The organism is Micromonospora sp. CA-248089 (assembly GCF_050948515.1).
GTDB lineage: Bacteria > Actinomycetota > Actinomycetes > Mycobacteriales > Micromonosporaceae > Micromonospora.
The window spans coordinates 5,579,387-5,598,261 of record NZ_CP192016.1 but is presented as its reverse complement, the minus strand read 5'-3'; the positions used below and the strand labels follow the sequence as shown (position 1 = coordinate 5,598,261).

18 protein-coding genes and 1 pseudogene are annotated in these 18,875 nt (G+C 72.8%); 7 read left to right on the top strand and 12 right to left on the bottom strand.

Annotated features, from left to right (window positions below; translation table 11 throughout):
- The first annotated feature begins 140 nt into the window (after positions 1 to 140).
- A complete protein-coding gene (locus tag ACQP26_RS26165) occupies positions 141 to 578 on the top strand; it encodes a hypothetical protein (RefSeq protein WP_332367330.1) in 438 nt (145 codons plus the stop codon).
- A gap of 89 nt (positions 579 to 667) precedes the next feature.
- Here the strand turns inward: ACQP26_RS26165 and valS are convergent, their stop codons facing one another.
- The 5 genes from valS to ACQP26_RS26140 form a co-directional block, all read right to left on the bottom strand.
- Positions 668 to 3,232, bottom strand: a complete 2,565-nt coding sequence (valS, locus tag ACQP26_RS26160) for a valine--tRNA ligase (RefSeq protein ID WP_433494253.1) — start codon at positions 3,230 to 3,232, stop codon at positions 668 to 670.
- A 70-nt stretch (positions 3,233 to 3,302) separates the two neighbouring features.
- Complete coding sequence (locus ACQP26_RS26155; protein WP_433496203.1) at positions 3,303 to 5,135, bottom strand: ABC transporter ATP-binding protein; 1,833 nt, start codon at positions 5,133 to 5,135, stop codon at positions 3,303 to 3,305.
- 86 nt (positions 5,136 to 5,221) lie between these two features.
- Positions 5,222 to 7,042 (bottom strand): ABC transporter ATP-binding protein, encoded by a 1,821-nt coding sequence (locus tag ACQP26_RS26150; RefSeq protein WP_433494252.1) that lies wholly within the window; start codon positions 7,040 to 7,042, stop codon positions 5,222 to 5,224.
- A 37-nt stretch (positions 7,043 to 7,079) separates the two neighbouring features.
- The gene (locus ACQP26_RS26145) at positions 7,080 to 7,592 is read right to left on the bottom strand and encodes a methylated-DNA--[protein]-cysteine S-methyltransferase (RefSeq protein ID WP_433494251.1); all 513 of its coding nucleotides are present in this window, start codon (positions 7,590 to 7,592) and stop codon (positions 7,080 to 7,082) included.
- Entirely contained in the window at positions 7,589 to 9,040 is a 1,452-nt protein-coding gene (locus ACQP26_RS26140; protein ID WP_433494250.1) for a DNA-3-methyladenine glycosylase 2 family protein, read from the bottom strand. The genes ACQP26_RS26145 and ACQP26_RS26140 overlap by 4 nt, the downstream gene beginning before the upstream one ends.
- A gap of 242 nt (positions 9,041 to 9,282) precedes the next feature.
- Here ACQP26_RS26140 and ACQP26_RS26135 point away from each other — a divergent pair, with 242 nt between their 5' ends.
- Positions 9,283 to 9,747 carry a hypothetical protein gene (locus tag ACQP26_RS26135; RefSeq protein ID WP_269704116.1) on the top strand — a complete coding sequence of 155 codons (465 nt, stop codon included), beginning with the start codon at positions 9,283 to 9,285 and terminating at the stop codon, positions 9,745 to 9,747.
- 98 nt (positions 9,748 to 9,845) lie between these two features.
- On the opposite strand, the pseudogene ACQP26_RS26130 reads toward ACQP26_RS26135, so the two are convergent.
- Positions 9,846 to 10,619: pseudogene (locus ACQP26_RS26130) on the bottom strand (EamA family transporter); the annotation flags it as partial.
- 93 nt (positions 10,620 to 10,712) lie between these two features.
- Between ACQP26_RS26130 and ACQP26_RS26125 the strand changes: the two are divergent.
- The 5 genes from ACQP26_RS26125 to ACQP26_RS26105 all read left to right on the top strand — a co-directional run bounded on the left by ACQP26_RS26125 (position 10,713) and on the right by ACQP26_RS26105 (position 14,338).
- Positions 10,713 to 11,225 carry a MarR family winged helix-turn-helix transcriptional regulator gene (locus ACQP26_RS26125; RefSeq protein ID WP_433494249.1) on the top strand — a complete coding sequence of 171 codons (513 nt, stop codon included), beginning with the start codon at positions 10,713 to 10,715 and terminating at the stop codon, positions 11,223 to 11,225.
- Positions 11,226 to 11,255: 30 nt separating this feature from the next.
- A complete protein-coding gene (locus ACQP26_RS26120; protein ID WP_433494248.1) occupies positions 11,256 to 12,002 on the top strand; it encodes a Type 1 glutamine amidotransferase-like domain-containing protein in 747 nt (248 codons plus the stop codon).
- A 58-nt stretch (positions 12,003 to 12,060) separates the two neighbouring features.
- Complete coding sequence (gene ychF / locus ACQP26_RS26115) at positions 12,061 to 13,146, top strand: redox-regulated ATPase YchF (RefSeq protein ID WP_269704119.1); 1,086 nt, start codon at positions 12,061 to 12,063, stop codon at positions 13,144 to 13,146.
- Between the two features lie 70 nt (positions 13,147 to 13,216).
- The gene (locus ACQP26_RS26110) at positions 13,217 to 13,591 is read left to right on the top strand and encodes a DUF6193 family natural product biosynthesis protein (protein WP_366621836.1); all 375 of its coding nucleotides are present in this window, start codon (positions 13,217 to 13,219) and stop codon (positions 13,589 to 13,591) included.
- Positions 13,592 to 13,774: 183 nt separating this feature from the next.
- Entirely contained in the window at positions 13,775 to 14,338 is a 564-nt protein-coding gene (locus ACQP26_RS26105; protein ID WP_433494247.1) for a dihydrofolate reductase family protein, read from the top strand.
- Between the two features lie 27 nt (positions 14,339 to 14,365).
- On the opposite strand, the gene ACQP26_RS26100 is transcribed toward ACQP26_RS26105, so the two are convergent.
- From ACQP26_RS26100 to ACQP26_RS26075, 6 genes are all read right to left on the bottom strand, one after another.
- Positions 14,366 to 15,085 (bottom strand): DinB family protein, encoded by a 720-nt coding sequence (locus ACQP26_RS26100; RefSeq protein WP_433494246.1) that lies wholly within the window; start codon positions 15,083 to 15,085, stop codon positions 14,366 to 14,368.
- A gap of 154 nt (positions 15,086 to 15,239) precedes the next feature.
- Positions 15,240 to 15,935, bottom strand: a complete 696-nt coding sequence (locus ACQP26_RS26095) for an ABC transporter permease (RefSeq protein ID WP_433494245.1) — start codon at positions 15,933 to 15,935, stop codon at positions 15,240 to 15,242.
- Positions 15,932 to 16,810, bottom strand: a complete 879-nt coding sequence (locus ACQP26_RS26090; RefSeq protein WP_269704125.1) for an ATP-binding cassette domain-containing protein — start codon at positions 16,808 to 16,810, stop codon at positions 15,932 to 15,934. The genes ACQP26_RS26095 and ACQP26_RS26090 overlap by 4 nt, the downstream gene beginning before the upstream one ends.
- A complete protein-coding gene (locus ACQP26_RS26085; RefSeq protein ID WP_128137275.1) occupies positions 16,807 to 17,166 on the bottom strand; it encodes a GntR family transcriptional regulator in 360 nt (119 codons plus the stop codon). The genes ACQP26_RS26090 and ACQP26_RS26085 overlap by 4 nt, the downstream gene beginning before the upstream one ends.
- A gap of 182 nt (positions 17,167 to 17,348) precedes the next feature.
- A complete protein-coding gene (locus tag ACQP26_RS26080; protein WP_433494244.1) occupies positions 17,349 to 17,843 on the bottom strand; it encodes an N-acetyltransferase family protein in 495 nt (164 codons plus the stop codon).
- Between the two features lie 96 nt (positions 17,844 to 17,939).
- The gene (locus tag ACQP26_RS26075; protein WP_269704127.1) at positions 17,940 to 18,671 is read right to left on the bottom strand and encodes a class I SAM-dependent methyltransferase; all 732 of its coding nucleotides are present in this window, start codon (positions 18,669 to 18,671) and stop codon (positions 17,940 to 17,942) included.
- Positions 18,672 to 18,875: the final 204 nt, after the last annotated feature.

The following is an 18,875-nucleotide window of genomic DNA, read 5'->3' as shown; positions in this document are numbered from 1 at the left end:
GAACCCGTTCTCCGGTACGAGCGCCGGAAAACGGGTTCTGCCCTGCCGTGTCCGGTCTGTTAGTTTGCGGCGGCTACGCACACCGACACGGGGAGAACACCTTGCGTTCAGCTCGCCTCGCCCTGCTGGCTCCGGCCGCGGTGGCGATGATCGTCATGTCCGGCTGCGGCGACGACGAGGAGACGCCCTCGGCCGGGTCGGCGGCGCCCTCCGCCCCGGCTGCCACGTCCGTTCCGCCGGTGACGCCGGCCCCGGTGGGCCTCGACGAGGCCACCCGGAAGACCTGCGCGACGGCGGAGAAGGACATCACGGCCGCGCTGAAGGAGGTGGCCGAGGCGGAGAAGATCGGCCCGCCGGCCGGCCACTCGGCGGTCAGCGCCCAGTACTCCGCGGGCGCGGCCACGCTCTACACGCACGCCTTCACCAGCAGCGACGAGGTGAACGCCGCGGTGAAGGGGGTCGCCACGGCCATGACCGACCTCGCCGACACCTGGGCCAAGGCGCCGGGCAAGGCGCCGAGCAAGGCGGATCTGACCACCGCCCGGGACAAGCTCAAGGCGGCCTGCGCGGCCGACTGAGGCACGCACCGCCGCCGGCCTTTCGGGGTGTTGAGAAGGGCCCCTTCAACAACGCGAGGCGTTGACAAGGGGCCCTTCCTTGCACGGGGTCAGAACGCGCAGGCGACGACCAGTTCGGTGGTGCGGTCGGGCAGCAGGTCCAGCTTCGCGATCCGGCCCGCCGCGCGCAGGTCGTCGGCGACCGTGCCGAGCTGCTCCAGCACGGCTGCCGGTCCGAGCGCCTCGGCCAGCGGCACCTCCGCCTTCATCGACAGCTTCCGTTCCGACTTGGCGCGGCGCACCTGACCCAGCGCGTCCGCGGCCAGCCGCAGCAGCTCCGGGTCACCCGGCGCCTCCATCGCGCGGCCCACCTCGTACGTGGTCGGCCACGGCGCGCGGTGCACCGACCCGTACCGCCACCACGACCAGACCTCCTCGGTGACGAACGGCAGCACCGGCGCGAACAGGCGCAACTGCACCGACAGCGCGGTCGCCAGCGCCGCCCGGGCCGAGTCGGCGGCCGGCCCGGTGCCGTAGGCGCGTTCCTTCACCAACTCGATGTAGTCGTCGCAGAACCGCCAGAAGAACGCCTCCGTGGCCATCAGGGCGGCCGTGTGGTCGTACCCGTCGAACGCGGTGGTCGCGGTCGCGACCACGCCGGACAGTTCGGCGAGCATCGCGGTGTCCAGCGGTTGGGTCGCCGCGGCCCGCAGCGCGTCGGCGGCGCCCAGCCCGAGCGCGAACCGCGACGCGTTGAGCAGCTTGGTGGCCAGCCGGCGGCCCACCTTGACCTGGGCCGGGTCGAAGGCGAGGTCCATGCCCGGCTTGCCGTTGGCGGCCCAGTAGCGGACCGCGTCGGACCCGTTGCGCTCCAGCAGCGCCATCGGGGTGACCACGTTGCCCTTGGACTTCGACATCTTCTTGCGGTCCGGGTCGAGGATCCAGCCGGAGAGCACAGCGGTGTGCCACGGCAGTGCGCCGTGCTCCAGGTGGGACCGGGCCACCGTGGCGAACAGCCAGGTGCGGATGATGTCGTGCCCCTGCGGGCGCAGGTCCATCGGGAAGACCCGGCCGAACAGGTCCGGGTCGGTCTCCCAGCCGCCGACGATCTGCGGGGTCAGCGACGAGGTGGCCCAGGTGTCCAGCACGTCCGGGTCGCCGGTGAAACCGCCCGGCACGCCGCGCTGCGACTCCTCGTATCCGGGCGGCGGTTCGCTCGTCGGGTCGATCGGGAGCGACGCCTCGTCCGGTGTGAGAGGGTGGGACCAGTCCGGCTCGCCAGTGTCGTCGAGCCGGTACCACACCGGCACCGGCACGCCGAAGAACCGCTGCCGGCTGACCAGCCAGTCCCCGGTGAGGCCGCCCACCCAGTGCTCGTAGCGGTGCCGCATGTGCTCCGGCACCCAGCGCAGCTCCCGCCCCCGGGCCAGCAGCTCCTCACGCAGGCCGGCGTCCCGGCCGCCGTTGCGCAGGTACCACTGCCGGGTCGAGACGATCTCCAGCGGCCGGTCGCCGCGCTCGTAGAACTTCACCGGGTGGGTGATCGGGCGCGGCTCGCCGACGAGCTCACCCGCGTCGGCCAGCAGCTCCACCAGCGTCCGCCGGGCACCGTTCGCCGTCTGCCCGGCCAGCGCCGCGTAGGGCTCCGCCGGCACGCCGGCCGGCGGCTCCGGCAGCAGCCGCCCGTCCCGGCCGATCACCACGCGGGTGTCCAGCCGCAGCTCACGCCACCAGGTCACGTCGGTGAGGTCACCGAACGTGCAGACCATCGCGATGCCCGTGCCCTTGGCCGGGTCCGCCAGCGGGTGCGCGCGCACCGGCACCTCGACCCCGAACACCGGGGTACGCGCAGCGGCGCCGACCAGGTCCGCGTAGCGCTCGTCGTCGGGGTGGCAGACCAGCGCCACGCAGGCCGGCAGCAGCTCCGGCCGGGTGGTGTCGATCAGCACCTCGCGGCCGTCCGGCCCGGTGAACCGCAGCCGGTGGTACGCGCCCGGCCGCTCCCGGTCCTCCAGTTCCGCCTGCGCGACGGCGGTGCCGTACCCGACGTCCCACAGTGTCGGCGCCTCCGCCTGGTACGCCTCACCCCGGGCCAGGTTGCGCAGGAACGCGCGCTGGCTGGCGGCGCGGGCCGCCGACCCGATCGTGGTGTACGTCAGCGACCAGTCCACTGACAGCCCGAGCCGCCGCCACAGCGCCTCGAACGCCTTCTCGTCCTCCACCGTGAGCAGCTCGCACAGCTCGATGAAGTTGCGCCGGGAGATCGCCGTCGGGTTCTTCCGGGCCGCGTCGTCCACCGGCGCCGTCGGCGGGCGCCAGTCCTCGTCGTACGGCAGCGCCGGATCGGGACGCACGCCGTACACGTTCTGCACCCGGCGTTCGGTGGGCAGCCCGTTGTCGTCCCAGCCCATCGGGTAGAAGACCGTGCGTCCGCGCATCCGCTGGAACCGGGCCACCGTGTCCGTGTGCGTGTACGAGAAGACGTGCCCCATGTGCAGCTCGCCCGACACGGTCGGCGGGGGAGTGTCGATCGCGTATACGTCCGACCGCTCCTTCGTGCGGTCGAACGCGTACGTGCCGTTCTCCTGCCAGCGGCGGGCCCAGGTCTCCTCGAGGCCGTCCAGGCTCGGACGCTCGGGGACGCCGCCGCGGGCGCTCCTCGTCGTGTCGGTCATCAGCCGATGGTAGGCAGCCCGGCTGCGCCGCTCCACGACTTTCCCCACCCCGCGCGTCCCCGCGGGAGAGCTAGAGGAGGGAGTCGCGCCACTGCCGGTGCAGGGCGGCGTAGCGGCCGTCGGCGGCGATCAGCTCGGCCGGTGGGCCGTCCTCCACGATCCGGCCGTCGTCGAGCACCAGGACCCGGTCGGCCGTCTCGACTGTGGAGAGCCGGTGGGCGATGACGAGTGCGGTGCGGTCGCGCAGCACGCTGTGCAGGGCCCGCTGCACCAGGCGTTCGGTCGGCACGTCGAGCGCCGAGGTCGCCTCGTCGAGGATCAGCACCCGGGGGTCGGCGAGGAACGCGCGGGCGAACGCGACGAGCTGACGCTGCCCGGCGGAGAGCCGGCCGCCGCGACGGTGCACGTCGGTGGCGTACCCGTCGGGGAGCGCGGCGATGAAGTCGTGCGCGCCGATGGCCCGCGCGGCGGCGACCACCGCCTCGTCGTCGGCGTCCGGGCGGCCGAACCTGATGTTGTCGGCCACGGAACCGCTGAACAGGTGGGTCTCCTGGGTCACCAGCACCACCGCCCGGCGCAGCTCGGCATCGGCCAGGTCGCGCAGATCCACCCCGTCCAGCCGGACCGCACCCGCGTCCGGGTCGTGGAAGCGGGCGACGAGCTTCGCGACAGTGGACTTGCCGGCGCCGGTCGGCCCGATCAGCGCCACTGTCTGCCCCGGCGGCACGGTCAGGTCGAGGCCGGACAGGATCGGCGTCCGGCGGCGGTAGCCGAAGTCGACGTCGCGGAAGACGATCGCACCGCGCGGTGGCCCGCCGGGCAGCGGCAGCGGCCGGGCCGGTTCGGGCACCGCCGGGTGCTCGTCCAGCACGCCGGCCAGCTTCTCCAGCGCGGCGGTCGCCGACTGCAGCGAGTTGTAGAACTGGCTCAGCTCCTCCATCGGCTCGAAGAACCGGCGCAGGTAGAGCAGGAACGCGGCGAGCACGCCCACCTCGACGCCGCCGCCCAGCACCCGCCAGCCGCCGTACCCGAGCACCACCGCCGCGGTCAGGTTGCCGATCAGCCGGATGCCCGGCGAGTAGATCGCGATCAGCCGGAACGCGCGCAGGCTGGAGCGCCGGTAGTCGTCGTTCACCGCGCCGAAGATGCGGTCGTTGCGGTCCTCCCGCCGGTACGCCTGCACGGCCCGGATCCCGCGCAGCGACTCGACGAAGTGCACGATGACCAGCGCCACCGCCTCCCGGGTCCGCCGGTACGCCCCGGCCGACGCGCGGGCGAACCAGCGGGACAGCACGAACAGGAACGGGAACGCGAGCAGTGTCACCGCCGCCAGCGGCAGGTCCAGCCAGAGCAGGATGCCCGCCACGGACAGTACCGACAGCCCGGCCATCACCAGCTTGTCGATGCCGCCGTCGACCAGCTCGCCGATCGACTCGAGGTCGCTGGTCAGCCGGGACACCATCCGCCCCGACGTGTAGCGCTCGTGGAACCCGACGTCGAGGCGCAGGAAGTGCCCGTACACCCGGCGGCGCAGGTCCAGCAGGACGGCCTGGCCGATCCGGGCGGCGAGGGTGAGGAACGCGCGCCGGGCCGCGTACTCGACAGCGGTGGCGACCACGAACGCGGCGGCGACGGCGATCAGCGGGCCGGGGTCGCCGGCCCGCAGCGGCCCGATGCCCCTGTCGATGCCGAGCATGACCAGGTACGGCCCGGACATCGCGGCGGCGTTCTGCGCCAGCAGCAACACCACCGCCAGCCCGAGCGCACGCCGGTGCGGGCGGAGCAGCAGCCGCAGCAGCAGCCGGCTGCGGGCGCGCAGCCGGGCCACCGCCTCCGGGGACGAGTCCTCGGCCCGGCTGCGGTCGGCGTCCGGATCGGTGGCCCGCCCCCGCCACCGGGACAGGTCGTCACCGCTGCCACCGCGTGCGCCGGTCGTCCCGGAGCCGTTCGGCGCGTCGCGGGGCCGGGGCACTCGCGGCGCGCGGCCGGTCACGAGCGCACCAGGCCGACGCCGTCGCTCCGTCGCTCCGGCTCGGCGGACAGCACCGCCCGGTAGGCGGGTACCCGGGCCAGCAGCTCCGAGTGGGTGCCGACGGCGACGATCCGGCCGCCGTCGAGCAACGCCACCCGGTCCGCCAGCGCCACCGTCGAGGGTCGGTGCGCCACCAGCAGGGTCGTGGTGGCGGTCTCCCGCAGCACCCGGCGCAGGGCCGCCTCGACGAGCGCCTCGGTGTGCACGTCGAGCGCGGAGAGCGGGTCGTCGAGCACCAGGACCGCGGGCCGGCCGAGCACCGCACGCGCCAGCGCGAGGCGCTGCCGCTGCCCGCCGGACAGCGACAGCCCCTGCTCACCGACCCGGGTTGCCAGGCCCCACGGCAGCTCGTACGCGAATTCCGCCTGGGCCAGCGTCAGCGCGGCCCGGACGTCGTCCTCGCTGGCGTCCGGCCGGCCCAGGGTCAGGTTCTCCCAGACCGACATGGAGAACAGCGTCGGCTCCTCGAACGCGACGGCGACCAGCCGGCGCAACGAGTCCAGCCGCAGGTCACGTACGTCGTGCCCGTCGAGCGTGATCCGGCCGCCGGTCACCTCGTGCAGCCGGGGGACCAGCGACAGCAGCGTGCTCTTGCCGCAGCCGGTGACGCCGACCAGCGCCATCGTCTCGCCCGGCTCGACGGTCAGGTCCAGGTCGCGCAGCACCGGGCCGGACGTGCCGGGGTAGCGGAAGCGGACCCCCTCGAAGCGGAGCCGGCCGCGTACTTCGCCCCGGTCGAGCGACCGGGCGTGCGGGGCGTCCACGATGGTCGGCGGCGTGTCCAGGACCTCCTGGATCCGGTCGGCGGCGGTCGCGGCCTCCTGGCCGTTGGCGATGATCCAGCCCAGCGACTGCACCGGCCAGATCAGCATGAGCTGAAGGCTGACGAACGCGACCAGCTCCCCGATGGACAGCACGCCGTCGGCGACCGCTGCGGCGCCGGCCACCAGGACCACGCCGAGCGTCAGGTTCGGCACCAGGTCGAACAGCGCGGAGGTACGCGCCAGCAGCCGAGCCTTGCCGATCCCGGTGTCGTGCAGCCGGCGCGCACCGACGGCGAACCGGGCCGCCAGTTCCGGCCCGCGCCCGTACGCCCGCATGGTGCGCAACCCCAGCGCGGTCTCCTCGACCAGCGTGGCGACGTCGCCCTGCTGGTCCTGCATGCGGCGCGACGCCGCGTGGTAGTGCCGGGCGAAGCGGCGGCTGATCAGGAACAGAGGTACGGCGCTGGCCGCCACCAGCAGCCCCAGCCACTGGTGCAGCCGGATCAGCAGCGCCACCACCGCCGCGTAGGCGACCAGGTTGAGCACCAGGAACAGCAGCCCGAAGGAGAGGAACCGCCGGATCACCGAGAGGTCGCTGGTGATCCGGGACAGCAACTGGCCGGACTGCCAGCGGTCGTGGAAGCCGGCCGGAAGCCGTTGCAGGTGGGCGTAGATGTCGGCGCGGATGGCGGCCTCCATGCCCACCGAGGACGACGACTGCGTCCAGCGGCGGATGAAGATGAGGACCGCCTCGGCCACGCCGAGCAGCAGCGCCAGCGCGCCGAGCCGCAGCAGCCCGGCCTCGTCGTGCCGGGCCACCGGCCCGTCGACGACCCGCTGCACCACGAGCGGAACGGCCAGGCTCGCCGCGGTGGCCGCGAGCGCCGCGACCAGCAGCCAGGCGAATTCCGTCGCGTACGGGCGCAGGTAGGGCCGCAGCCGCCAGAGGTTGCGCAGCGGCTGGGACCGGGCGTCGATATGCGCCGCGGGGTTGCCGTCGCTGGACGCGGGCACTACCCGACGGTAGCCGCCGGGGGTGACAGTCTCGCTGTCAGCTAGCCGTCACCCGTCCCTCATGCCCGAGAAGCCACTTCTTCACGTCCAGCCCCCAGCGGTAGCCGCCGAGTGAGCCGTCGGTACGCAGCACCCGGTGGCAAGGGACGAACAGCGCGGCGGCGTTGCGCGCGCAGGCGGCCGCGGCGGCCCGGATCGCAGCCGGCCGCCCGGCCAGCGCGGCGAACGCGGTGTAGGTGACCGGGTCGCCGGGCTTGACGTCGCGCAGCACCTGCCAGGCGTGCGTCAGGAAGGGCCCACCGGTGTGCTGCTCGACGGCGATCGCGTCGATGGCGGCCAGGTCACCGTCCAGGTAGGCCCGGACGGCGGTGGTCACCGGACCGAGGTCGGCCCGTTCCCGCAGGTCGCCGCGCAGTCTCGGGTGGATCAGCGGCAGCAGGGCCGCCGGTTCGGCGGTGAAGCCCGCCGCGCGTACCGCGCCGGCCGGGCCGGCGAGCACGCTCAACGGGCCGGCGGGAGTGTCGATGACAGTGCTGTCCACAGTGTTCATGCTGCTCTCCAGAGTCGGATCGTCGCGTACGACCGCCAGGGACGCCAGCGGTCGGCGTACGCGGTCAGGGTCTTCGGGTCGTCGGACAGGCCGAGCGCGGCTGCGCCGCGGCGTACGCCCAGGTCGGTGGTGAGGGCGACATCGGGGTCGCCGAGTGCGCGCATGGCCAGGTAGCCGGTGGTCCACGGGCCGATGCCGGGCAGCGCGGCCAGTCGCCGGACCGCCTCCTCCCGGTCGCCCCCGGGTTCCAGGTCGAGTTCGCCGTCGGCGACGGCGCGGGCCAGCGCCCGGATCGTCTCCCGGCGTGCCGCCGGCATCCGGAACGCCGCGTCCGGCGCCGCGAGCATCTGCGCCGGGCCGGGGAACGCCACCAGGCCGTCCGCCGGATCGTCGGTGCCTGCACCGCCGGTGGATCGGGTGGCGGCCAGCAGGCGGGTGAGCGTGGTCCGTGCCGAGGTCAGCGAGACCTGCTGGGTGGCGACGGCACGGACGGCCAGCTCGAACCCGTCGACCGCGTGCGGGAGCCGGACGCCCGGCTCGGCCGCGACGGCCGAGGCCAGCGCGGGGTCGTCGGCCAGGGTGGCGTCCACCGCGACCGGGTCGGCGTCCAGGTCGAGCAGGCGGCGGCAGCGGGCCACCGCGGGGGCCAGGTCACGCATGTCGGCCAGCCGCAGCGTGGCGGCCACGTGGCCGTCGGCAGGGGTCAGCGCCACCGTGGCGGGACCGTGCGGGAGGCGCAGCCCGCGGTGGTAGGTGCCGTCGCGGACCACCTCGACGTCGGGCAGCGCGCGCAGCGCGAGGAAGTCCAGCAGCGCGCCCGCGTGCAGCGGGGGCCGGTATGCCAGCCGCAGCGAGAGCGTGCCCGCCCCGGTGGTCGCGGCCGGGCTGCGGCGCCCGACCCGCAGCTCGGACGGGGTGCCGCCGTAGACCTCGCGAACCGTGTCGTTGAACTGCCGGACGCTGCCGAACCCGGCGGCGAAGGCCACCTCGGCGAGGCCGAGACCGGTGGTCTCGATCAGGATCCGGGCGGTCTGCGCGCGCTGGGCGCGGGCCAGCGCCAGCGGGCCGGCGCCCAGCTCGGCCCGGAGCATCCGGTGCAGGTGCCGCTCGGTGTAGCCCAGCCGGGTGGCCAGCCCGGGCACCCCGTCGCGGTCGACCACGCCGTCGGCGATCAGCCGCATGGCGCGGCCGACCAGGTCGGCTCGGACGTCCCACTGGGGCGAGCCGGGCGCCGCGTCCGGCCGGCACCGGCGGCACGCCCGGAGCCCGGCCCCCTGCGCGGCGGCTGCGGACGGAAAGAACCGGACGTTGCGCCGTTTCGGTGTCATCGCCGGACAGGACGGCCGGCAGTAGATCCCGGTCGACGTCACGCCGGTGTAGAACCAGCCGTCGAACCGCGGGTCGCGGCTGTCGACGGCTCGGTAGCACCGCTCGAAGTCCAGTTCCATGCCACGATCCTGCCCTGCAGCTCCGACGCTCGGCTGGCGGGATTCGGACATGACGTGCGGCAGTCGCGCCAGCTCGGGGAAGTGGCGGTGTCAACGGTCCCGGGATGCCGCCACCTCGCCGAGGTGGCGCGGATCATGGACGGCGGACCCGAGAAAGTGTCGTAAGTGGTCGGTACCGTCCCGCCACCAACTCAAGAAAAGGTGCGGGGCATGGCGAGCGTGGCCGGGCGGGGTGTCCGCTGATGCGATCGGGGCGAGCACCGCTTGACGCCGCGGTGGTGGAGGGCTTCTACGAGCGGATGCGGGTGGTGGCGCCGGCCGCCTACGGCGCGATCGAGCGTGACCGGGCCGGTGACCCCGGTCGCCCCTTCGCGGACACCGCTTGCGGCCGGCTGGCCGGCTCCCTCGACCCCGATGGGCTGCGCGCGCTCGGCATGTGGGCCCACCACTGGTGCATGCGCTTCTACGACGACGACACCCGGGTCGGCCTGCGACTGGTCCGCGAGATCGCCGCCCGCTCCGGCCTGGGCTGGACCGCCGACGAGGTGCGGTGGCTGCTCGACCGGTCGTACGCGGCCGGGCCCGCCGCCGCGCACCGGTTCACGCTTCCGCTCGCGGCAGCGGCGCAACTACCGGCCGGTGCGCTGCCCGAGGGCGTCGCCGCCGAGGCGTGGCCGGACGACTGGCGCCGGCTGCGGGCCGGCTGAGCGCCGGGTGGGATCGCTGTCCGGTCCGGCATCTGGGCCAGCACCATCGCCCCCACCGCCACCGCGAAACCGGTGAGCTGGACCGGGTCCAGCGCCTCACCGAGCACCACCCAGCCGAGCGCCGCGGCGGTGAGCGGGCTCAGCGCGCCGAGCACCGACACGCGGGAGACGGGCAGTCGTGCCGCGCCCCGGAACCACAGCACGTACGCCAGGGCGGTGCCGGCCAGCCCGAGCCACGCGTACCCGAGAAGGGCCGGCCCGTCGGGCACTGGTGGCGCGCCCTCGACGGCGGCGGCGACCGGCACGATCATCAGGCCACCGGCGACGAGCTGCCAGCTCGTCGCGGCCAGGACGCCCACGCCGGGCGGCCGGCCCCAGCGGCTGGTGAGCACCAGCCCGGCGGCCATCGCCACGGCCCCGGCCAGTCCGGCGGCGACGCCGAGCGGGTCGAGGCCGGCGCCCGGGCGCAGCACCACGAGGGCGACGCCGAGCGGGGCGGCCACGGCGGCGGCCAGCGCCGGCCGGGTGGGGCGGTCGCGGAGCAGCGCGACGGTCAGCACCGCCACCAGCAGCGGCTGCGCGGCGCCGAGGACGGCGGCGGTGCCGCCGGGTAGCCGGTACGCGGCGAGGAACAGCAGCGGGAAGAACACCCCGATGTTGAGCGCGCCGAGCACAGCGGCCCGCCCCCACCAGAGGCCGTGTGGTCGCCTGCGGGTCAGGGCGAGCAGCAGCAGGCCGGCCGGGAGGGCGCGGATCGCCCCGGCCCAGAGCGGCCGGTCCGGGGGCAGGAGTTCGGCGGTGACCAGGTACGTGGTGCCCCAGGTGATCGGTGCGGCGGCGGTGAGCGCGACGTCGGTCCAGCGGGGGTTCATGTCGGCCTCTTTCTCAGCCCTAAGTATCTTAGCGCTAAGCTAATCAGGCCCGAGCGAAAAGGGGAAGTGGGACGTGCGGCACAATCGGCAGCCGTGACAGGCGACGAGGTGGACGCGATCGTCGAACAGTGGCGGCGGGAGCGGCCCGGCATGCGGCCCGAGCCGATGGCCGTGTTCGGCCGCATCTACCGGCTGGCCCGGCTGGTCGGCGACAGCCAGGAGAAGGTGTACGCGGGCTGGGGCATCGGCCGGGGCGAGTTCGACGTGCTCGCCGCGCTGCGGCGCTCCGGTTCGCCGTACACGCTGGCGCCGAAGGCGCTCGCCGCCTCCCTGATGCTCACCTCCGGCGGCATGACCGGGCGGCTCGACCGCCTCGAACGGGCGGGCCTGGTACGGCGCTCGCCGGACCCGGCCGACCGGCGGGCGCTGCGGGTCACCCTCACCGACACCGGCCGGCGGGTGGTCGAGGACTCGGCCGAGGCCGGGCTCGCGGTGCAGCGGCGGATCCTCGACGCGCTGCCGCCCGCCGACCAGGACCGGCTGGCCGATCTGCTGCGCGCGTTGCTCGCGGCGGCCGAGACCGGGCCCGCGGATCCGGCACAATGATCGGCACCGTCACCGCCCGGGAGGACAACCGTGCCCGCCACCGAACCGACGATCGTCGCCACCAGCATGGGTTTCGCCGGCCGTCGCCGCGGCCCGTGGGACGCCCGGCCCAGCGCCCTGTTCGACCTGATGGCCGACCTGGCCGGGGCCGGTGACGCGCCGCGCGTCTGCTACCTCGGCCAGGCCACCGGCGACCAGCCGACCGGCTTCACCGTCTTCTACGGCGCCTTCGCCGGCACCCGGTTCCGCGCCTCCCACCTGGCGCTCTACCCGATGCCCAACGTCGAGGACATCCGCGCCCACCTGCTCGCGCAGGACATCATCTGGGTCGGCGGCGGCAGCGTGGCGAACCTCTGCGCGGTCTGGCGGGTGCACGGCCTGCCGGAGATCCTGCACGAGTGCTGGCAGGCCGGCGTGGTGCTCGGCGGGGTCTCCGCCGGCTCGATCTGCTGGCACACCGGCGGCGCCACCGACAGCTACGGCCCGACGCTGCGGCCCTTCACCGAAGGGCTGGGCTGGCTCCCGTACGGCAACGGCGTGCACTACGACAGCGAGGAGCAGCGCCGCCCGCTGATGCACCGGCTGGTCGCCGACGGCACGCTGCCCGCGAGCCACTGCACCGACGACGGCGTGGGGCTGATCTACCGGGGCACCCGGCTGATCGAGGCGGTGGCCGACCGGCCCGGCGTTGCCGCGTACGAGCTGGTCCGCGCCGAGGACGGCACCGCCCGGGAGACCCGGATCGAGCCGCGCCTGCTGTCCGCCGCGCCGCGGTGACCGGCTTCGCGTACCTGCCTGCCCGGCGGTGGCGGCGAGGCGCGTAAGCTGGTTCGTCGTGAGTCTCACCATCGGCATCGTCGGCCTGCCCAACGTGGGCAAGAGCACCCTGTTCAACGCGCTGACCAAGAACGACGTGCTCGCCGCGAACTACCCGTTCGCCACCATCGAGCCGAACGTCGGCGTGGTCGGGCTGCCCGACGAGCGGCTGGCCAAGCTGGCCGAGATCTTCTCCTCGCAGAAGGTGCTGCCGGCGCCGGTCTCGTTCGTCGACATCGCCGGCCTGGTCCGCGGCGCCTCCAAGGGGCAGGGGCGGGGCAACGCGTTCCTCGCCAACATCCGCGACGCCTCGGCGATCTGCCAGGTGGTGCGCGCCTTCTCCGACCCGAACGTGGTGCACGTCGACGGCAAGGTCTCCCCGGCCGACGACATCGAGACGATCAACACCGAGCTGATCCTGGCCGACATCCAGACGCTGGAGAAGGCGCTGCCCCGGCTGGAGAAGGAGGCCAAGCTCCGCAAGGACCGGGCCGCCGCCGTCGAGGCCGCCAAGAAGGCGGTCGAGGTCCTGGACAACGGCGTGACCCTGTACGCGGGCGCCGCCGCCGCGAAGGTCGAGCTGGAGCACCTGCGTGAGCTGCACCTGCTCACCACCAAGCCGTTCCTCTACGTCTTCAACGTCGACGAGGCCGAGCTGGGCAACGAGGAGTTCCTCGACGAGCTGCGCGGCCTGGTCGCGCCCGCCGAGGCGATCTTCATGGACGCCAAGATCGAGTCCGAGCTGGTCGACCTGCCCGAGGACGAGGCCCGCGAGCTGCTGGAGTCGATCGGGCAGTCCGAGCCCGGCCTGAACCAGCTCGTCCGGGTGGGCTTCCGGACGCTCGGGCTCCAGACGTACCTGACCGCCGGCCCCAAGGAGGCGCGGGCCTGGACCGTCCCGGTCGGCGCGACCGCGCCGGAGGCCGCCGGGGTGATCCACAGCGACTTCCAGCGCGGCTTCATCAAGGCCGAGGTGGTCTCCTACAACGACCTGGTCGAGGCCGGATCGATGGCGGCGGCGAAGGCCGCCGGCAAGGTCCGGATCGAGGGCAAGGAGTACGTCATGCAGGACGGCGACGTGGTGGAGTTCCGCTTCAACGTCTGATTTGATTCTGGACTGAGCGCTGCATCAGCAGGATCATCGAGCAGTTGGCTGCTCGTGCAAGGATGCTCCGATGGAACCGGCGACATCGGCGGACGACGTTTGGCGCGCGCTCATGGAGGACACGCAGGGCTGGTGGGTGGATGATCCGGTCTTCCGGGCAGCCTATGAGCACCCCACGTTGCGCGCCCTCTTCCCTATGGCAACGCACGGGACGATCAAGTTCTTCAGGACCGCTTGGAGCTGGCCCGATACCCCTGCCCACGATCTGCCTCTCATCGCCTGCGGCGGCCCTCCTTACCAGGTCATTGCCGCCGGTTATGAGCGGATCATCGGCTTGGCCGCAACGGCGGAAGAAGCCGCAGAGCTGGTAGTCGAGAACCTGCCGCCGGCCCCGGTGATTCCCGGCTCGACGTGTGCAATGCCGTCAGGCGGCGACCAGCGCTGACCGCCCGCAACGCCCTGCCAGCAGGCCGTGAGTCCTGTTCCCGCTGCTGGCGACCCGTGGCGTCCTTGGTTCCGCTTCGACGTCTGAATCCTGGCGGGTCGGCCCTCGGCGTGGCCTGACCGATGTCTTCCCGGCGCCGTGCTGGTCTCTACGACGAGTACCGACCCACGGAAGGCTGGCACGATGCGCAAACTGACCTTCGCCATGAACGTGAGCCTGGACGGCTACGTCGCCGCGCCCGGTGACGACCTCGGCTGGAGTACGCCGAGCGACGAGTGGTTCCAGTGGTGGTCCGACCGGGTGGCGGCGACCGGCACGGCGCTCTACGGGCGGCGGCTGTGGGAGGCGATGAGCTCTCACTGGCCGACCGCCGATCAACAGCCGGGCGTCACAGCGGCGCACGCCGAGTTCGCCCGTCGCTGGCGGGACATGCCGAAGGTGGTGTTCTCCTCGACGACCAGGACGGTCGACTGGAACACGCGCCTGGTCACCGGCGACGCGGTCACCGAGATCAGCCGGCTGAAGGCCGAGGACGGTGGTCCGATGGACATCAGTGGCGCCACCCTTGCCGCGGCGGCCATGCGGGCCGGGTTGATCGACGAGTACGTGCTCGTCACCCATCCGGTCTTGATCGGTCGCGGTATGCCGTTCTTCACGGCCCTGGACAACTGGGTGAACCTGGCCCTGCGGGAGACCCGGACGTTCCCGGGCGGCGTGCTCCTCACCAGGTACGAGGCCAGGCGCTGACCGCCCCCTCCACATGGAGACGCGGCGTCACTCCTGCGCGTCGAGGTCGCGCAGTGCGAAGCGGAGGTGCTCCCACTCCTCGTCGAAGATGACGTGGAGGCAGTGCAGGACCGGTGCCTCGTGTTCGGGTGACCACGCTGACGGTCGAGGCTCGGCGAGCAGCTCCGGAGTGACGCCCGTGAGGAACTCCCGCACCATGGCCTGCCGCTCGGCCCGCAGATCGAGCACCTGGGCGAGACTCGGGCGCGCCGCGGGGAAGATCGACATGTCGAGTCCGTCCGTCTCGTACTCGGCGTGTGGCTGCCCGAGCGGATGGAAGGGCTGCGGCAGGCGCAGGATCGCCTTGCCGAGCCAGGCGTCGGTGGCGAACGCGAGGTGGCGCAGGGTCTGCGCGAACGACCACTCACCGTCGATCGAGATGTCGGCGGCGCCGTCGGGCATGGACACGACCCGGTCGACCGCGGCCGCCCAGGCTCGTTCGAGCGCCGCCCAGGCCGCGCGCAGGCCATCGGGATCCTCGGCATGCCTCAGCTCGCGCCCGGGGAACCGCCGGTTGAGTTCGGCCTCGACGAGCGGCACGACGTCGACACCGTTGACCAGCAGCGCGCCGTCGGTGAGCCACGGCGCGTCGATGTCGAGCCCGCGCACGTCGACGCCGCGCATCACCGCGCCGGCCAGCGTCGACCTGGTGAAGCGTGCGCCTTGCAGGTCCCTGTCCACGAACGTCCTGAGGTCGCTCTGGTCCACGGCGCACCCCTCTCGTCGGCGATCGCGGCAATGCTAGCGAGCGGGTCCGACAACGACTGTCGATGCGACCGGACGAAGTTGTCGGCCGCCGGAACATGGCTGTGGCGGCCGCCGGCCCGCATCGCGGACCGGCGACCGCCACCCGTGCCTGTCGTCAGGCGTTCGCCCGGCGGATGGCCGCCATGCCTCCGAGCGCGGCCACCGCGGCGATCAGGGCGGGCCACCCCACCAGCAGGCTGACCTGGTGCTGGCTGCTCAGCCACTGCCAGATGTCACCGAACCAGCCCTGCCAGGTGATCAACGCGACGAGCAGGCCGGTCACCAGGATCAGGGCCGCGCCGGCCCCGAGCAGGCCGTTCATGCCGAACCGGACGTACCAGACGGCGACGAAGACGGCGAGGAAGTTCAGGAACAGGAACGGGACCGCGTAGACGGCGATCTGCAGCAGCCCGTTGTCCACGTCGATGTACGGGATCCGGAAGAACCGCAGCTGGATTCCGAAGCCGCCGGTGGCGCCCTCGATCAGGTTGAGCAGGTAGAGCAGGACGCCGTAGACGACCGCCTGCACCACGTTGACGAGCACCGTGGCGAGGTAGAAGGTGCGCCGGGTGACGCCCATGCCGAGCGCGAACGGGAACACCTGGCTGATCGAGGCGGCGGCGACGATCGAGCAGACGATGTAGAGGCTGGCCAGACCGCCTGTGGTGTTCTTGCCCGGCGCCGCCTCGTCGATCGAGGCGAAGATCAGCAGGTTGACGCCGAGCGAGATGGCCATGATGCCCCACGGCCAGGCCAGCTGGCCGATCCAGGCGATGGTGTGCATCCGGGCGACGTCGAGGATGCGAGTCATCGGGTCTTCGTCCTTTCCGTCGTCAGGCGCACCACTGCCTGCTGGAGCGACACCGGCGCCAGGTCGATGCCGAGCTTCTTGGCGCGCATCCGTTCGGCGTTGTCGAACGACCCGCGCAGCGACGCGCGGACCGCGCCGCCGAGCTGCTCGCGGTGCAGCACCCGGTACGCGGCTGCGAACTCGTCCACCACCGCGGCCGGGCCGGACGCCTCCATCACCTCGCCGCGCAACTCGTCGCTGGGTGCGTCGAGCAGCAGCTTGCCGCGGTCGAGCAGCAGCACGTGCTCGATCAGGTCGGCCACCTCGTCGATGAGGTGGGTGGAGAGCACGACAGTGCGCGGGTTTTCGGCGTAGTCGGCGAGCAGCCGGTCGTAGAAGAGCTGCCGGGCGACCGCGTCGAGACCGAGGTACGGCTCGTCGAAGAAGGTCAGCGGCGCGCGTGCGGCCAGGCCGATCGTCACGCCCAGCGCGGACAGCATGCCGCGGGACAGCTTGCGCACGTTGCGCTTGCGCGGCAGGTCGAAGTCGTCCACGAGGGACTGTGCGAAGTCCTCGTCCCAGTTGGGGAACAGCCGCTTGGCCAGGCTCAGGACGTGCCGGACCTGGTAGGCGGCCGGGTACGTCTGGCTCTCCTTGATGAAGGCCACCTGCGCCAGCGCCTGCTCGTTCTCGTACGGGCGCTCGCCGAAGAGTGTGAGGTCGCCGCTGGTGCTGCTGTTCTGGCCGGTGATCAGCTGCATCAGCGTCGTCTTGCCGGCGCCGTTGCGGCCGAGCAGGCCGTAGATCTTGTTTCCGGTCAGCGTGAAGGTGATGTCGTCGAGAGCGGTCACGTCGCCGAACCGCTTCGTGAGGCCGGCTGCCGCCACGACGCTCATCGCTGTTCCTCCCCTGTCTCGATGAGCTTCTTCAGCTCCTCGGTGCCGATGCCCAACTTGCGTGCCTCCTCGATGAGGGGCCGCACGTACTGGTCGGAGAACTCGCGCCGGCGGCGTTCCCGGAGTGTTTCGACGGCCCCCGTTGCCACGAACATTCCGATCCCCCTGCGCTTGTAGAGAAGCCCGTCATCGACCAGGCGGTTGATCCCCTTGGCGGCGGTCGCCGGGTTGATCCGGTGGAACGCCGCCAGTTCGTTGGTGGACGGCACCTGGGTCTCCTCCGCGTACGTCCCGTCGATGATCGAGTTTTCGATCAGCTCCGCGATCTGGACGAAGATCGGCCGGCCGTCATCCATCCCGGTTCTTTGGTTCATTACTCATGTAACTAACCATGGCACCCCGGAGGTTGGGCGTCAAGTGCCACAGGGGACCCCAACCGCCGGCGATCAAGGAGTTCGGGTCACGCCGACCGGCCCGACCGGACACCAACTCCTTGATCATCGGGCGCGGGCAAGGGCGCGGGCAGGGCGGGGGCGGATCAGGTGATTCGGGGACTGCGGCGTTCGATCAAGGTCACGTCCCGCCAGGTGCCGTGGTGGCGGCCCACCCGCTCGCGGGTGCCCACGACGCGGAAGCCGCACGTCGCGTGCAGCGCGAGGCTGGCGGTGTTCTCCGGGAACACGCCGGACTGGATGGTCCAGATCCCGGCCGCCTCGGTGGAGGCGATCAGCGCGTCCAGCAGTGCCCGGCCGACCCCGCGCCCGCGCCCCCGCGGGTGCACGTAGACGGAGTGCTCCACCACCCCGGCGTAGACGCAGCGGTCGGAGACCGCCGAGCAGGCCACCCAGCCGAGCACGTCGCCGGCCTCGTCGAGCGCCACCCAGCGGTGGCCGGGCAGGCGGGTGGCGGTGAAGCGCGCCCAGTCCGGCGGCGCGGTCTCGAACGTGGCGTTGCCCTCGTCGATGCCGAGGCGGTAGATCTCCAGCACGGCGTCGGCGTGCGAGTCGTCCATGGCGGCGACGGTGACTGTCATCGGTACCTCCCGGCCGGGACGGCGGACACCGGCGCCGTCAGCGTATCGGCGCAGGCCGAGGGCCGGGACGCGAGACCCCGGCCCTCGACGGAAGCGCTACCGCCGCCGGTAGACGGAGATGTGCGAGCGGCTGTCCGCGTCGAACGGCGACCGGTCCCAGTCGGCGTACCGCTCGGTGAGCCGCAACCCGGCCCGCTCCGCCAACTCGTCGATCTGCTCGGGCCAGGCGTACCGCATGGCGAACGGCTTGAGGTGCACGCCCGAGGCGTCGAACGTGACGGTCTGCCGCACGAACGTCTGCGCAGCCCGGTCGTACCGGTGCACGCGGATGGTGGCCGAGTCCTCGGTCACCTCCCGCACCTGCACCTGCTCGTCCCGGTCGAAGTCCGCCGGGTCGGGCACGAAGGTCTCGATGACGAACGCCCCGCCGGGCGCGAGCACCCGGGCGACGTTGCGGAAGCATGCCGCCTGGCGCTCCTCGGAGACCAGGTTGAACAGCGTGTTGAACACCAGGAAGACCAGACGGTACGGCCCGGCGACCGGGACGTCCGCCATGTCGCCGATGGTGACGGGCATGTCCGCGCCGCCCGGCTTGGCGCGCAGGTGCGCGACCATCTCCGGGGACGCCTCGACGCCCTCCACGGCGATGCCGCGGGCGGCCAGCGGCAGGGCCACCCGGCCGGTGCCGACAGCGAGTTCGAGCACCGGGCCGCCGTCGGCCAGCGGCGCGAGGAAGTCGACGGCCGGGGCTGGGTCGGGATTGCCGGGGCCGTCGTAGGTGGCGGCCCAGAGCCGGCCGAACAGGCCGGGATCGTCGAAGACGGACATCACACGCCCTCCCGCCGGGCGGAAGGGACAGGACGCGGCGCGAGGTCAGCGACCTCCGCCGGAATGGGGTACGACAACACGAAGCCTCGTTTCGAATGAGGTGACGACGGGTCGGTTGGGCTTCGCAGCGTGTGGCATGGCGGTGCTCCCTCCGGTCGGCTTCGAGGGGTCCAGCAGACCAGCGGCCGCCCGAGGGGACAACCG

Bases quoted from the DNA above. Each gene is read 5' to 3' on its own strand.
- valS (WP_433494253.1), bottom strand. From the start codon at position 3,232: ATGACCGACACGACGAGGAGCGCCCGCGGCGGCGTCCCCGAGCGTCCG.
- ACQP26_RS26145 (WP_433494251.1), bottom strand. From the start codon at position 7,592: ATGAACACTGTGGACAGCACTGTCATCGACACTCCCGCCGGCCCGTTG.
- ACQP26_RS26140 (WP_433494250.1), bottom strand. From the start codon at position 9,040: ATGGAACTGGACTTCGAGCGGTGCTACCGAGCCGTCGACAGCCGCGAC.
- ACQP26_RS26135 (WP_269704116.1), top strand. From the start codon at position 9,283: ATGCGATCGGGGCGAGCACCGCTTGACGCCGCGGTGGTGGAGGGCTTC.
- ACQP26_RS26110 (WP_366621836.1), top strand. From the start codon at position 13,217: ATGGAACCGGCGACATCGGCGGACGACGTTTGGCGCGCGCTCATGGAG.
- ACQP26_RS26105 (WP_433494247.1), top strand. From the start codon at position 13,775: ATGCGCAAACTGACCTTCGCCATGAACGTGAGCCTGGACGGCTACGTC.
- ACQP26_RS26095 (WP_433494245.1), bottom strand. From the start codon at position 15,935: ATGACTCGCATCCTCGACGTCGCCCGGATGCACACCATCGCCTGGATC.
- ACQP26_RS26090 (WP_269704125.1), bottom strand. From the start codon at position 16,810: ATGAGCGTCGTGGCGGCAGCCGGCCTCACGAAGCGGTTCGGCGACGTG.
- ACQP26_RS26085 (WP_128137275.1), bottom strand. From the start codon at position 17,166: ATGGATGACGGCCGGCCGATCTTCGTCCAGATCGCGGAGCTGATCGAA.
- ACQP26_RS26080 (WP_433494244.1), bottom strand. From the start codon at position 17,843: ATGACAGTCACCGTCGCCGCCATGGACGACTCGCACGCCGACGCCGTG.
- ACQP26_RS26075 (WP_269704127.1), bottom strand. From the start codon at position 18,671: ATGTCCGTCTTCGACGATCCCGGCCTGTTCGGCCGGCTCTGGGCCGCC.